The following is a 14,509-nucleotide window of genomic DNA, read 5'->3' as shown; positions in this document are numbered from 1 at the left end:
TTCTGGCTTATATCTGGAGGGACCTATGCCGTACCGAAAATATAGAGAAAAAAAATACGAAACAAAATATCGTGAAGCATTTAAAGTGTTTCAAGAAAAGATAGGTATTACGTTTACAGATGAAAAATTATTGATTCAAGCATTTACGCATTCATCGTATGTGAATGAGCATCGAAAAAAACCGCATGAAGATAATGAGCGTCTTGAATTTCTTGGAGATGCAGTATTGGAACTGACTGTATCACAGTATCTGTTTCAAAAATATCCGACAATGAGCGAAGGAGAGTTAACAAAACTACGTGCAGCTATTGTATGTGAGCCATCTCTTGTTCGTTTTGCGAACGAATTGTCATTTGGCAGCCTTGTTTTATTAGGAAAAGGTGAAGAAATGACAGGTGGACGTGAACGACCAGCTTTATTAGCGGATGTCTTTGAAGCGTTTATTGGTGCCCTTTATCTTGATCAAGGGCTAGAAACAGTTTGGGAATTCTTAAAAGAAATTGTATATCCGAAAATTAATGAGGGTGCTTTTTCTCATGTGATGGATTATAAGAGTCAGTTGCAAGAATTGATTCAGCGTGATGGCAGTGGCAATGTTGAGTATCAAATTTTGCAAGAAAAAGGACCAGCTCACAATCGAGAATTTGTGTCACGTGTTACGTTAAATAACGTAGCTTTAGGTCTTGGTAGTGGTAAGTCGAAAAAAGAAGCAGAGCAACAAGCTGCTGCAGAAGCATTGAAAAAATTAAAAGAACAACTATAAGGAATCCCCCTTTGAATGAGGGGGATTCCTTATGCATAGAATGAAACTTTCTTTTTGTTTATAAAGAAAAAGAAGGTAAATCCGTATAATACTTGTTTTTATATAGAGAACATTTATAACGACGGAGAATAGGAGGAAGGCCTTTCGTGTTTTTAAAAAGATTAGAAATAGCAGGGTTTAAGTCTTTTGCTGAGCGTGTATCTGTTGATTTTGTCCCAGGTGTAACTTCTGTAGTAGGACCTAATGGAAGCGGGAAAAGTAATATTACTGATGCAATTCGCTGGGTACTTGGTGAACAATCTGCAAAATCATTACGTGGTGCAAAGATGGAGGATATTATTTTTGCAGGCAGTGATACGAGGAGAGCGGTTAATGTTGCTGAAGTAACAATAACTTTAAATAATGAAGATCAACGTTTACCAATTGAATACAATGAGGTGTGTGTAACACGTCGTGTATCTCGTTCAGGTGATAGTGATTTTTATATTAATAAACAATCATGTAGATTGAAAGATATTATCGATTTATTTATGGACTCTGGTATGGGAAGAGAAGCTTTTTCAATTATTAGCCAGGGGAAAGTGGAAGAGATTTTAAGTAGTAAGTCAGAAGAGCGTCGAGGTGTATTTGAAGAAGCGGCAGGCGTACTAAAATACAAACTTCGCAAAAAGAAAGCTGAAGGGAAACTAGCAGAAACACAAGAAAACTTAAATCGTGTACAAGATATAATTCATGAATTAAGTAGTCAAGTAGAACCTTTAGAAAGACAAGCTTCTATTGCGAAAGATTATCTTGAGAATAAAGAAGAATTAGAGAAAGTAGAAGCTGCGCTTATTGTTCATGAAATTGAAGAATTGCATGAGAAATGGGAAGCGCTTCGAAATCAGTTTGGGCATAATAAAAACGAAGAAGCTAAAATGTCAACGAATTTACAAAAAAGTGAAGAAGAGCTTGAGGAATTACGAGGACAATTACAAGCGGTAGACGAGTCTGTAGACTCGTTGCAAGAAGTACTTCTTCTTTCTAGTAAAGAGCTAGAAAAACTAGAAGGGCAGCGTGAGTTGTTAAAAGAAAGAAAGCAAAATGCTACGACGCATTGTGCGCAACTTGAGCAGTTAATTGTTGAATTAACTGAGAAAGCTAAAAGTTACGATGGTGAGATTGAGTCAAGTACAGAATCTTTAATGCAATTTGTGAATGAAGTAAAAGAGTTGGAGCAAAAATTGCATGATAATGAGCAACTGCTTGCTACTTTTGCTGACAATTTAGAGGAACAGATTGAGAATTTAAAAGGTGACTATATTGAGCTTTTAAATCAACAAGCTAGTCATCGTAATGAATTATCTATGATTGAAGAACAATCGAAACAGCAAACGTCTAAAAACGAGCGTCTAGATGAAGAGAATGCGAAATATGTAGAAATGCGTATGGAAATTACAGCGAAAAAGACGAAACTTGTAGAAAGTTACGAACAAGCGAAAGAAAAAGTAGCTGGCATTCTCTCAAATATACAGAAGACAGAGGCGGCGCTTGGGAAATGTAAGACGCAGTATAGTGAAAATGAAACAAAACTGTATCAAGCATATCAATTTGTGCAACAGGCACGTTCTCGAAAAGAAATGCTTGAAGAGATGCAAGAAGATTATTCTGGATTCTATCAAGGTGTACGTGAAGTATTGAAAGCTAGAGAAAATAGGTTGCAAGGTATCGAGGGTGCTGTTGCGGAACTGTTAACGGTACCGAAAGAATACGAAGTTGCAATGGAAATCGCTCTAGGTGCAGCGATGCAGCATATTGTTGTACAAACAGAGGAACATGCTCGTAATGCGATTGCATTTCTAAAGCAAAATAAACATGGACGTGCAACGTTTTTACCGCAAGCTGTTATTAAAAGCAGATCGTTATCATTTGAGCAATTACGCATTGCAAATCAACACCCATCGTTTGTAGGTGTGGCGGCAGAACTTGTGCAGTACAACAATAAATATGAAAATGTAGTTTCAAATTTATTAGGTACTGTTATTGTTGCGAAAGATTTACGTGGAGCAAATGAGTTGGCGAAACAACTGCAATACCGTTATCGCATTGTAACAATCGAAGGTGACGTAGTGAATCCTGGCGGTTCTATGACTGGTGGGGCGGTAAAGCAAGCGAAATCTTCTTTATTAGGACGCCAACGTGAACTGGAAGAGTGGACTCGCAAGTTAACTGATATGGAAGAAAAAACAACGAAGTTAGAAAACTTTGTTAAAGCAGTAAAACAAGAGATTCAAGAAAAAGAAGTGAAAATACGCGAACTAAGGCAAACTGTAGAAGCAGATCGTGTAGATGAGCAGAAATTAAGAGAAGAGATTAATCGTTTAGAATTAGAAGAACATCGTATTAATGATCGGTTGTCTATTTATGATTTAGAGATTGAAGGGTTTTTACAAGATCGAGTAAAAATGCAAGGGCGTAAAGAGGAGTTAGAAGGGGTTTTAACGAATCTTCAAGCTGAAATCACTAAGTTAGATAGTAAAATTGTAGCTTTAACAAAACAAAAAAGTGAGCAACATTCTTCGAAAGAAAAAGTTCAAAAAGAAATGACTGAGTTAAAAGTGCTGGCAGCTGAAAAGCAACAACGCTTATCTAATCAAAAAGAAAAAGTTGAACGATTGACGAAGGAAAAAGAAGAAACGGATGCGACACTTGTAAAAACGAAAGAGGATTTAGCGTTCTTAAAACAAGAAATGACATCTAATTCAAGTGGTGAAGAGCAAATTACGAATATGATTGAGAAGAAAGCATATGATCGTAATCAAACTTCAGAATTAATTCGCTCTCGTCGTGAACAACGTGTATCGTTGCAAGAGAGAGTAGAACATTTAGAGCGCAATTTGAAAGAAACGACAGGTAAACATAAATATGTTCTTGAAATGTTGAAAGATCAAGAAGTGAGAATAAATCGACTGGATGTAGAGTTGGAAAATAGATTACAACATTTACGTGAAACATATACGATTTCATTTGAAGCGGCAAAACTAAAATATACAATGACAATGCCTGCAGAAGATGCGCGTAAGAAAGTAAAATTAATCAAATTATCCATAGAAGAGTTAGGTACAGTGAACCTAGGGGCAATTGATGAATATGAACGTGTAGCGGAGCGTCATACATTCTTACTAGAGCAGAGAGACGACTTAGAAGAAGCGAAAGCGACATTGCACCAGCTTATTACCGAAATGGATGAAGAAATGAAAAAACGCTTTTCTACTACGTTTGAAGGCATTAGAATGGAGTTTCAATCGGTATTCTCTGAATTATTTGGAGGCGGTAGAGCGGATTTAGTAATGACTAATCCAGAGGATTTACTAAATACGGGTATTGATATTGTAGCACAACCGCCAGGGAAGAAACTGCAGAACTTAGGTTTACTTTCAGGTGGAGAGCGTGCTTTAACAGCAATTGCGCTTTTATTTGGTATTTTAAAAGTACGCCCAGTACCGTTCTGTGTACTAGATGAGGTAGAGGCAGCCCTTGATGAGGCGAATGTAGCTCGTTTTGCACAGTATTTAAAGAAATTCAGTGATGAGACGCAGTTTATTGTAATTACACATAGAAAAGGTACAATGGAAGAGTCTGATGTGTTGTACGGTGTAACAATGCAAGAATCGGGGGTATCTAAACTTGTTTCGGTTCGTTTAGACGCCGGAGAAGAACTTATTGCAAGTGAATAGGAAGGATGGGAAAGTATGAGTTTTTTTAAAAAACTAAAAGAAAAAATTTCAAAACAAACGGATACAGTTACAGAGAAATTTAAACAAGGATTAGAAAAAACGAGAAATTCATTTGCGGATAAAGTGAATGATTTAGTGTATCGTTACCGTAAAGTGGACGAAGATTTCTTCGAAGAGTTAGAAGAAATTTTAATCGGTGCAGACGTTGGCGTTGCGACGGTAATGGAATTAATTGACCAATTGAAAGAAGAAGTACAACGTCGTAACATTCAAGATCCAAAAGAAGTACAAGCTGTTATTTCAGAAAAACTAGTAGGAATTTACAAAGGTGACAGCGATTTTAGTAACGAAATTAATATGCAAGAGGACCAATTAACGGTCGTTTTATTTGTTGGTGTTAATGGTGTAGGAAAAACGACGACAATTGGTAAACTGGCGCATAAGTTTAAATCAGAAGGTAAGTCAGTCCTATTGGCGGCAGGAGACACATTCCGTGCTGGAGCGATTGAACAATTAGAAGTATGGGGCGATCGCGTTGGTGTAGAAGTGATTAAACAAGGATCTGGATCTGATCCAGCGGCGGTTATGTATGACGCTGTACAAGCAGCGAAAGCACGTAAGGTAGATGTATTACTATGTGACACAGCAGGACGCTTGCAAAATAAAGTGAACTTAATGAAAGAGTTAGAGAAGGTGAAGCGTGTAATTGAGCGTGAAGTACCAGGTGCTCCTCATGAAGTATTGCTTGTTATTGATGCAACAACAGGACAAAACGGTTTAAGCCAAGCGAAAACATTCCGTGAAGCAACGAATGTAACTGGTATTGTTTTAACGAAGTTAGATGGAACTGCTAAAGGTGGTATTGTATTAGCGATTCGTAACGAAATGGATGTACCGGTGAAGTTTGTTGGATTAGGAGAGCAAATGGATGACTTGCAGCAGTTTGATCCAGAACAATATGTGTATGGTTTATTTGCGAACTTAGTAGAAACAGAAGAAGTATAAGCGAAAGAAGCGGTATTTCCGCTTCTTTTTCTATAAAAAATATATGATGTTAAGAAAAAAACTTGACACTCTTTTGGACTACATGTAAACTAATTCATGTAAAGGGAAATCACTTAACAAAGGATGATCCAACATGCTCGAAAAAACAACGAGAATGAACTATTTATTTGATTTTTATCAATCGTTGTTAACGCAAAAACAAAGAAGTTATATGTCGCTTTATTATCTAGATGATTTATCTCTTGGTGAAATTGCGGAAGAATTTGATGTAAGTCGCCAAGCCGTGTATGATAACATTAAACGGACTGAAGCGATGCTTGAAGAATATGAAGAAAAATTAGTATTACTTCAAAAGTTTCAAGAGCGACAGCGACTTGTTGCAAAGCTAAAACAGCTAATCAGCGAAGAAGAGCATGTGAATGAAGAAATGAAACAAGTTGTTGAAGCTATCGAAAAATTAGATTAGGAGGGCGGCAATATGGCATTTGAAGGATTAGCCGACCGACTTCAACAGACAATGCAAAAAATCCGCGGCAAAGGAAAAGTTTCTGAAGCCGATGTGAAAGAAATGATGAGAGAAGTTCGTCTAGCTCTTTTAGAAGCGGATGTTAACTTTAAAGTAGTAAAAGATTTTGTGAAGCGTGTGTCTGAACGTGCTGTCGGACAAGATGTAATGAAAAGTTTGACACCTGGACAACAAGTAATTAAAGTTGTACAGGAAGAACTTACAGAACTTATGGGCGGAGAGCAAAGCAAAATTGCTGTTGCTAATAAGCCACCGACTGTTATTATGATGGTTGGTCTGCAAGGTGCGGGTAAAACAACGACGACAGGTAAGCTTGCGAATTTGCTTCGTAAAAAGCATAATCGTAAACCGATGCTTGTTGCAGCGGATATTTACCGTCCAGCAGCGATTAAACAGCTTGAAACATTAGGGAAGCAATTGGACATGCCTGTATTTTCTTTAGGAGATCAAGTAAGTCCTGTTGAAATTGCGAAACAAGCGATTGCAAAAGCAAAAGAAGATCATCACGATTATGTTTTAATCGATACAGCGGGTCGCCTGCATATTGATGAAGAATTAATGGATGAATTAGCGAAAGTGAAAGAAGTTGCGAAACCGGATGAAATTTTCCTTGTTGTCGATGCGATGACGGGGCAAGACGCGGTAAATGTTGCACAAAGTTTCCATGAACAGTTAGGTTTAACAGGTGTTGTATTAACGAAATTAGATGGTGATACGCGCGGTGGTGCTGCATTATCTATTAAGGCTGTGACAAACACGCCGATTAAATTTGCTGGTATGGGTGAAAAACTAGATGCAATTGAAGCGTTCCATCCAGAGCGTATGGCATCCCGTATTTTAGGGATGGGCGATGTCTTAACGTTAATTGAAAAAGCGCAAGCTACAGTTGATGAAGAGAAAGCAAAAGAACTTGAGCAAAAAATGCGTACGCTTTCGTTTACGCTTGACGATTTCCTAGAACAACTTGGACAAGTGCGCCAACTTGGGCCGCTTGATGAATTGTTAGGAATGCTTCCTGGTGCAAATAAAATTAAAGGGCTGAAAAATGCGCAAGTTGATGAAAAACAAATTGGGCATATTGAGGCAATTATTCGTTCTATGACTAAATTAGAACGAGAACAACCGGAAATAATCAATGCTAGTCGCAAAAAGCGCATTGCCAAAGGTAGCGGTACAACTGTACAAGAAATCAATCGTCTAATTAAGCAATTCGATGACATGAAAAAAATGATGAAGACGATGACGGGAATGCAAAAAGGTAAGAAAAAAGGACTAGGTGGATTGAAGTTTCCATTCATGTAAGGAAAAAAAGATGGCTCTGTTAAGAAAAAATACTTTACAAAGCAATAGTCTTTTTGCTAATATAATTATCTGTGTGAAATAAATTCGGAGGTGCTTTATAAATGGCAGTTAAAATTCGTTTAAAACGTATGGGAGCTAAAAAAACTCCTTTCTATCGTGTAGTTGTTGCAGATTCTCGTTCTCCTCGTGACGGACGTTTCATTGAGGAAATCGGAACTTACAATCCAGTTGCTCAACCAGCTGAAGTTAAGATCAACGAAGAAGCAGCATTAAAATGGTTAGGAAATGGTGCTAAACCATCTGATACAGTTCGTAACTTATTCTCTAACCAAGGTATCATGGAGAAATTCCACTTATCTAAACAAGGTAAGTAATTGAGGCAATGACTATGAAGAAGTTAGTCGAGACGATTGTCAAGCCTCTTGTCGATTATCCTGAAGATGTAAAAGTTACACAGGAACTTTGCAACGGAGAGATAAAGTATCGATTAACTGTACATCCTGAGGATGTTGGAAAAGTCATTGGAAAGCAAGGGAGAGTTGCGAAAGCGATTCGAATGCTCTTGTATTCAGTGGGACATCATAATGATGAAAAAGTAACACTGGAAATTCAATAAACGTAAAAAGGGCGAGGAGTTATTCCTCTCCCTTTTTTAACATTTAAATAGAGATTGCATGTTCCATCTGCGAAATGGAGATGCTTAATTTATATAGAAACCAGGGGTGACATACTATTTATGACAAAATGGTTTAACGTAGGGAAAATTGTAAATACTCATGGCGTAAGAGGAGAAATCCGTGTTATTTCTCGTACTGATTTTCCAGAAGAGCGATATAAAGTAGGAAACACGCTATACATATCGAATGAGAAAGGCACAGACTATCTTCCGGTGAAGGTAACTTCTCATCGCCAACATAAGACATTCGATTTATTAACATTTGAAGGATATAACAATGTAGATGAAGTAGAGAAGTTTAAAGGTTCTTTAATAAAAGTACCAGAAGAGCAGTTAGGCGAACTTGCTGAAGGTGAATACTACTATCATGAAATTATTGGTTGCAGTGTTGTAACGGAAGAAGGAGAAGCGCTAGGGACAATCAAAGAGATTCTATCTCCTGGTGCAAATGATGTTTGGGTAATTAAACGCCCGAAGGGTCAAGATCTCTTAATTCCTTATATCGATGATGTTGTACTTCAAGTTAATATTGAAAATAAATTAGTAACCATTCATGTAATGGAAGGGCTGCTATAATGAAAATTGATATTTTAACGTTGTTCCCAGACATGTTTACCGGTGTATTTGGATCTTCTATATTAAAGAAGGCGCAAGAAAAAGAAGCGGTAAACCTTCGTGTTGTTAACTTTCGTGATTATACAACAAGTAAGCATAATAGCGTAGACGATTATCCTTACGGCGGAGGAGCTGGTATGGTGCTTACTCCTCAGCCTATTTTTGATGCTGTAGAGGATTTGACGAAAGAGACAGAGCGTAAGCCGAGAGTTGTCTTAATGTGTCCGCAGGGCGAAAGATTTACGCAGAAGAAAGCGGAAGAGCTTGCAGGGGAAGAACATTTAATCTTCGTATGTGGGCATTATGAAGGATATGACGAACGAATTCGTGAGCATCTCGTAACGGATGAGATTTCTATTGGTGACTATGTATTAACGGGCGGAGAATTAGCCTCTATGGTTATTACTGATAGTGTGGTACGTCTCTTGCCAGGTGTGCTAGGAAATCATGCTTCACAAGTAGAGGATTCGTTTAGTACAGGTTTATTAGAGCATCCTCATTATACACGTCCAGCTGATTTTCGTGGTATGAAGGTACCGGATGTATTAATGTCAGGGAATCATAAAAACATTGATGAATGGCGACATAAGGAATCTTTGCGCCGAACGTATACGCGTAGACCTGATTTATTAGATGAGAGAGAGCTATCTAAACAAGAGAAAAAATGGCTTGAGGAAATAAAGCGAGAGCAGTAATAACTTCATATATTTGCTATTGCAACAGGCCTAGTAATATGCTATTATAACATTTGTGCTACTGAAATCAGTAGCCGTATTAACGATGTTCCGCTGTAATTTATTAAGACTTTATAAGAGCATCTGTTTAAAGGAGAGAATTTAATATGCAACAATTAATCGCAGAAATTACAAAAGGCCAATTAAAAACTGACCTTCCTTCATTCCGTCCTGGTGACACTTTACGTGTACACGTAAAAGTTGTTGAGGGAACTCGTGAAAGAATTCAGCTTTTCGAAGGTGTTGTAATTAAACGTCGTGGTGGCGGAATCAGTGAAACATTCACAGTTCGTAAGATTTCTTACGGTGTAGGTGTTGAGCGTACATTCCCAGTTCACACGCCAAGAATCGCGAAAATCGAAGTACTTCGCCGTGGTAAAGTACGTCGTGCTAAGTTATACTACTTACGTAACCTTCGCGGTAAAAAAGCACGTATTAAAGAAATTCGATAAGACATGTATGGGAGCTTGTAAATGCACAAGCTCCCTTTTTCCAATCTATATGAAATTTTGGTATAATACGAGCAGTTTACATAACCGTGGAGGGGAAATGCATGAAAAAAGAGAAGAGTTCACTTTGGGAATGGATTAAAGCAATTTTGATTGCTGTTGTATTAGCTGGTGTTATTAGACAGTTTTTCTTTGCGCCAATTCTCGTAGACGGGGTATCGATGGCACCTACTTTACATGATCGTGATCGAATGATTGTGAATAAAATTGGTTATCACATTGGAGATCCAAAACGCTTTGATATTATCGTATTTCGAGCAACAGAAGATAAAGATTACATTAAGCGCATTATAGGCCTGCCAGGCGATGAAATAGAGTATCGTAATGATAAACTGTATATTAACGGAAAGGCTTATGAGGAGCCGTATTTAGACAAGCAGAAAAAGCAAATTGCTGACGGACCGCTTACATATGATTTTAATCTTGAAGAAATGACAGGCAAGAAAACCGTTCCAAAAGATCAATTATTTGTTTTAGGTGATAATCGTCGTTTTAGTAAAGATAGCCGTTCAATCGGTACGATTTCAATGGATCAAGTAATTGGTAAAGCTAATATGTTATATTGGCCGTTAGAAGACGCACGTATTGTGAAATAAATGAAAAAGAAGGTGGCAACATGGTAATTCAATGGTTTCCAGGGCATATGGCGAAGGCTAGACGCCAAGTAACGGAGAAATTAAAATTAATTGATGTTGTAATTGAACTTGTAGATGCTCGATTACCATTATCATCTCGAAACCCAATGATTGATGAAATCATTACACATAAGCCAAGGCTTGTTGTTTTAAATAAAGCGGATATGGCAGATGATCGTTTAACAAAACAATGGATCGCATATTTTAAAGAAAAAGGCCATATGGCAATTTCAATTAACGCGCAAGCTGGACAAGGTATGAAGGAAATTGCAGCAGCTTGTAAAGTGCTTGTTAAAGAAAAATTTGATAAAATGGTTGCAAAAGGTATTAGACCGAGAGCGATTCGTGCATTAATTGTAGGTATACCAAATGTTGGTAAATCTACATTGATTAATAAATTGGCAAAGAAAAATATTGCTAAAACAGGAGATCGTCCAGGTGTGACAACAGCTCAACAATGGATTAAAGTTGGGAAGGAAATGGAATTGTTAGATACACCAGGTATTCTGTGGCCTAAATTTGAAGATCAATTAGTGGGTCTTCGCTTAGCGACAACGGGTGCAATTAAAGATTCAATTTTAAATTTACAAGATGTAGCTGTTTACGCATTACGTTTTATGGAGAAACATTATCCAGAACGCTTGAAAGAACGCTATAATTTAAATGAGATTCCAGAAGATATTGTGGAATTATTCGATGCAATTGGAAAAAATAGAGGCTGCTTAATGGGCGGCGGAATGATTGATTATGATAAGACATCTGAGCTTGTGCTTCGTGAGCTTCGTGGTGGCAAACTTGGAAAAATGACGTTTGAAACACCGGAAGAGTTTGCAGAGCAAGTAGAAGATGTGGAAAAAATAGAAGAAGTATAAGACGTGCGTTTGTGCGTCTTTTCTTTTTGGATATGTTTAAAAAGGAGCTTGTATAAATGCAAACTATAACGATAAAAGAAGCAGAAAATGTATTGAAAGAAATTATGAATGAAGAAGATGATCGCTTTCAACTGTTAATGAAAGATGATCGAAAAGGTGTTCAAAAGCTCGTTTTGAAGTGGTATAAACAAAAAGAGTTAGAACAGAAAGAAAAAGAGAAGTTTTTTGAAATGTCCAAGTATGAAAATGCTTTGCGTGAAAAAGGGGTCACATATATCGCGGGTATTGATGAAGTAGGGCGCGGGCCATTGGCTGGGCCTGTTGTGACGGCAGCTGTCGTTCTTCCTGAGGATTTTTATATTCCAGGGTTAAATGATTCGAAAAAGTTGAGTGAAGCGAAACGTGAGCGTTTTTATGATGAAATAAAAGTACAAGCAATTGCAATTGGAGTAGGAATTGTATCGCCGCAAGTTATTGATGACATTAATATTTACCAAGCAACGAAACAAGCGATGTTAGATGCAGTTGCGAATTTATCTTGTACACCCCAACATTTATTAATTGATGCGATGAAACTTCCTACACCAATTCCGCAAACATCAATTATTAAAGGTGATGCGAAAAGTGTTTCGATTTCAGCCGCATCCATTATCGCAAAAGTAACGAGAGATCGTATGATGAAAGAACTGGGAGAGAAGTATCCTCAATATGGATTTGAGCAACATATGGGATATGGCACAAAGCAACATTTAGAGGCAATTCAAGTGCATGGAGTATTAGATGAACACCGAAAGTCATTCGCGCCAATTAAAGATATGATTCAAAAATAAGCTGTAAATATACAGCTTATTTTTTTATTTTGGCATATAAACATTACTATTTCCGAAAAAGAATAAAGCGATTTCAGTTTTCTGACACTTTATTGTAGACAGCGTGCCAATCATCTTATACAATGGCAATGTAATGTTTTTTAAACATTAAAAAACTTTTCGAGTAAAACAGGAAAACAGGGGAGGATGGGACCATGAATATCCATGAGTACCAAGGTAAGGCAGTCCTTAGAAGCTATGGGGTTAGCGTTCCGAACGGGAAGGTTGCATTTACAGTAGAAGAAGCTGTAGAAGCGGCGAAAGAATTAGGAACAGATGTATGTGTAGTGAAAGCACAAATTCACGCTGGTGGACGCGGCAAAGCTGGCGGAGTAAAAGTTGCAAAAAATTTAGATGAAGTTCGTACATATGCAGAAAGCATTTTAGGAACTACACTTGTGACACATCAAACAGGTCCTGAAGGTAAGGAAGTAAAACGCTTACTTATCGAAGAAGGTTGCGATATTAAAAAAGAATATTATGTAGGTCTAGTTTTAGATCGTGCAACTTCTCAAGTTGTTTTAATGGCGTCTGAAGAAGGCGGAACAGAAATTGAAGAAGTAGCAGAAAAAACACCTGAAAAAATCTTTAAAGAATATATTGATCCAGCAGTAGGCTTACAAGGTTTCCAAGCGCGCCGAATCGCATTTAACATCAATATTCCAAAAGAGCTTGTAGGACAAGCTGTGAAGTTTATGATGGGCTTATACCGTGCGTTTATCGAAAAAGATTGCTCTATCGCTGAGATTAACCCACTTGTTACAACAGGTGAAGGTAAAGTTATGGCATTAGATGCAAAATTAAACTTTGATTCTAATGCATTATATCGCCATAAAGACATTTTAGAGCTTCGTGATCTTGATGAAGAGGATTCAAAAGAAATTGAAGCTTCAAAATACGACTTAAACTACATTCCTTTAGATGGAAATATCGGTTGTATGGTTAATGGTGCAGGTTTAGCGATGGCTACAATGGATATCATTAAACATTACCACGGTGACCCAGCTAACTTCTTAGATGTTGGTGGCGGTGCAACTGCAGAAAAAGTTACAGAAGCATTCAAAATTATCCTTTCTGACAAAAATGTAAAAGGTATCTTTGTTAACATTTTTGGTGGCATTATGAAGTGTGATGTTATTGCAGAAGGTGTTATTGAAGCAACGAAACAAGTAGGTCTTGAGTTACCTTTAGTTGTACGTCTTGAAGGTACAAACGTAGAACTAGGTAAGAAAATTTTAAATGAGTCTGGCTTAAATATTGTTGCAGCAGAATCTATGGCAGACGGTGCACAAAAAATTGTTTCACTAGTGGGCTAATAGAAAGCGGGGGAGAAAAATGAGCGTATTAGTTAATAAAGATACAAAAGTTATTGTTCAAGGTATTACAGGTTCTCAAGGTTTATTCCATACAAAACAAATGATTGAATACGGTACGAAAATTGTCGGTGGTGTAACACCAGGTAAGGGCGGCACTGATATTGAAGGTGTACCAGTATTTGATACAGTAGAAGATGCAGTGAAAGCAACAGGCGCAAACGCTTCAGTTGTATACGTTCCACCCGCTTTTGCGGCAGATGCAATTATGGAAGCTGTTGATGCAGAAATTGATTTAGTAGTATGTATTACTGAAGGGATTCCTGTATTAGATATGGTAAACGTAAAGAGATATATGGCGGGTAAACATACACGTTTACTTGGACCAAACTGCCCAGGTGTAATCACACCGGATGAATGTAAGATTGGTATTATGCCAGGATATATTCATAAAAAAGGTCATGTTGGTATCGTATCTCGCTCTGGTACATTAACGTATGAAGCTGTACATCAGTTAACACAAGAAGGTATTGGCCAATCTACTGCTGTAGGTATCGGCGGAGACCCTGTTAACGGTACAGACTTTATTGATGCTTTAAAAGCATTTAATGAAGATGAAGAAACACATGCTGTAATTATGATTGGTGAAATCGGCGGTACAGCAGAAGAAGAGGCAGCTGAATGGGTAAAAGCTAATATGACAAAACCTGTTGTAGGCTTCATTGGTGGTCAAACAGCGCCTGCTGGCAAACGTATGGGCCATGCTGGTGCAATCATTTCTGGCGGTAAAGGAACTGCTGCTGAAAAGATTAAAACAATGGAAGCTTGTGGCATTAAAGTAGCTGAAACTCCAGCAGTTATGGGAGAAACGCTAATCTCTGTTTTAAAAGAAAAAGGTTTATTTGAGACTTGTAAAAACTATTAATCTGTTGAAAGACACCTTCTTACTTGAGGGTGTCTTTTTAGACTTTTTC

General features: G+C 37.6%; 15 protein-coding genes. All 15 read left to right on the top strand.

Going from position 1 to position 14,509, the window contains the following annotated elements:
* Nucleotides 1–25 precede the first annotated feature (25 nt).
* The 15 genes from rncS (at nucleotide 26) to sucD (ending at nucleotide 14,460) form a co-directional block, all read left to right on the top strand.
* Nucleotides 26–763, top strand: a complete 738-nt coding sequence (gene rncS, locus D1166_RS06955; protein WP_001146875.1) for a ribonuclease III — start codon at nucleotides 26–28, stop codon at nucleotides 761–763.
* A gap of 146 nt (nucleotides 764–909) precedes the next feature.
* The gene (smc, locus tag D1166_RS06950) at nucleotides 910–4,479 is read left to right on the top strand and encodes a chromosome segregation protein SMC (RefSeq protein ID WP_000478977.1); all 3,570 of its coding nucleotides are present in this window, start codon (nucleotides 910–912) and stop codon (nucleotides 4,477–4,479) included.
* A gap of 15 nt (nucleotides 4,480–4,494) precedes the next feature.
* Nucleotides 4,495–5,484 (top strand): signal recognition particle-docking protein FtsY, encoded by a 990-nt coding sequence (gene ftsY / locus D1166_RS06945; RefSeq protein ID WP_000007655.1) that lies wholly within the window; start codon nucleotides 4,495–4,497, stop codon nucleotides 5,482–5,484.
* Nucleotides 5,485–5,617: 133 nt separating this feature from the next.
* A complete protein-coding gene (locus D1166_RS06940) occupies nucleotides 5,618–5,950 on the top strand; it encodes a putative DNA-binding protein (protein ID WP_000891062.1) in 333 nt (110 codons plus the stop codon).
* A 12-nt stretch (nucleotides 5,951–5,962) separates the two neighbouring features.
* Entirely contained in the window at nucleotides 5,963–7,312 is a 1,350-nt protein-coding gene (gene ffh, locus D1166_RS06935) for a signal recognition particle protein (RefSeq protein ID WP_000863460.1), read from the top strand.
* Nucleotides 7,313–7,413: 101 nt separating this feature from the next.
* Nucleotides 7,414–7,686, top strand: coding sequence for a 30S ribosomal protein S16 (gene rpsP / locus D1166_RS06930; RefSeq protein WP_000268750.1), 273 nt, complete (start codon nucleotides 7,414–7,416; stop codon nucleotides 7,684–7,686).
* 14 nt (nucleotides 7,687–7,700) lie between these two features.
* Nucleotides 7,701–7,928, top strand: a complete 228-nt coding sequence (locus D1166_RS06925) for a KH domain-containing protein (RefSeq protein WP_000737401.1) — start codon at nucleotides 7,701–7,703, stop codon at nucleotides 7,926–7,928.
* Between the two features lie 120 nt (nucleotides 7,929–8,048).
* The gene (gene rimM / locus D1166_RS06920; protein WP_000170278.1) at nucleotides 8,049–8,564 is read left to right on the top strand and encodes a ribosome maturation factor RimM; all 516 of its coding nucleotides are present in this window, start codon (nucleotides 8,049–8,051) and stop codon (nucleotides 8,562–8,564) included.
* Nucleotides 8,564–9,298, top strand: a complete 735-nt coding sequence (gene trmD, locus D1166_RS06915) for a tRNA (guanosine(37)-N1)-methyltransferase TrmD (protein ID WP_000686903.1) — start codon at nucleotides 8,564–8,566, stop codon at nucleotides 9,296–9,298. The genes rimM and trmD overlap by 1 nt, the downstream gene beginning before the upstream one ends.
* A 146-nt stretch (nucleotides 9,299–9,444) precedes the next feature.
* Nucleotides 9,445–9,789, top strand: coding sequence for a 50S ribosomal protein L19 (gene rplS, locus D1166_RS06910; RefSeq protein WP_001186516.1), 345 nt, complete (start codon nucleotides 9,445–9,447; stop codon nucleotides 9,787–9,789).
* Between the two features lie 101 nt (nucleotides 9,790–9,890).
* The gene (gene lepB / locus D1166_RS06905) at nucleotides 9,891–10,442 is read left to right on the top strand and encodes a signal peptidase I (RefSeq protein WP_000711851.1); all 552 of its coding nucleotides are present in this window, start codon (nucleotides 9,891–9,893) and stop codon (nucleotides 10,440–10,442) included.
* Nucleotides 10,443–10,462: 20 nt separating this feature from the next.
* Nucleotides 10,463–11,353, top strand: coding sequence for a ribosome biogenesis GTPase YlqF (gene ylqF / locus D1166_RS06900; protein ID WP_000236702.1), 891 nt, complete (start codon nucleotides 10,463–10,465; stop codon nucleotides 11,351–11,353).
* 56 nt (nucleotides 11,354–11,409) lie between these two features.
* Nucleotides 11,410–12,183: a ribonuclease HII gene (locus tag D1166_RS06895; protein ID WP_001193513.1), complete on the top strand. Its 774-nt coding sequence runs from the start codon at nucleotides 11,410–11,412 to the stop codon at nucleotides 12,181–12,183.
* A gap of 194 nt (nucleotides 12,184–12,377) precedes the next feature.
* Entirely contained in the window at nucleotides 12,378–13,538 is a 1,161-nt protein-coding gene (sucC, locus tag D1166_RS06890; RefSeq protein WP_001020791.1) for an ADP-forming succinate--CoA ligase subunit beta, read from the top strand.
* Nucleotides 13,539–13,557: 19 nt separating this feature from the next.
* Nucleotides 13,558–14,460, top strand: a complete 903-nt coding sequence (sucD, locus tag D1166_RS06885) for a succinate--CoA ligase subunit alpha (protein WP_000115178.1) — start codon at nucleotides 13,558–13,560, stop codon at nucleotides 14,458–14,460.
* Nucleotides 14,461–14,509: the final 49 nt, after the last annotated feature.

Source organism: Bacillus sp. ISO11 (assembly GCF_003458115.1).
GTDB lineage: Bacteria > Bacillota > Bacilli > Bacillales > Bacillaceae_G > Bacillus_A > Bacillus_A cereus.
Note: the sequence above shows the minus strand (reverse complement) of the source record. Positions and strands in the feature narration are given on the sequence as shown.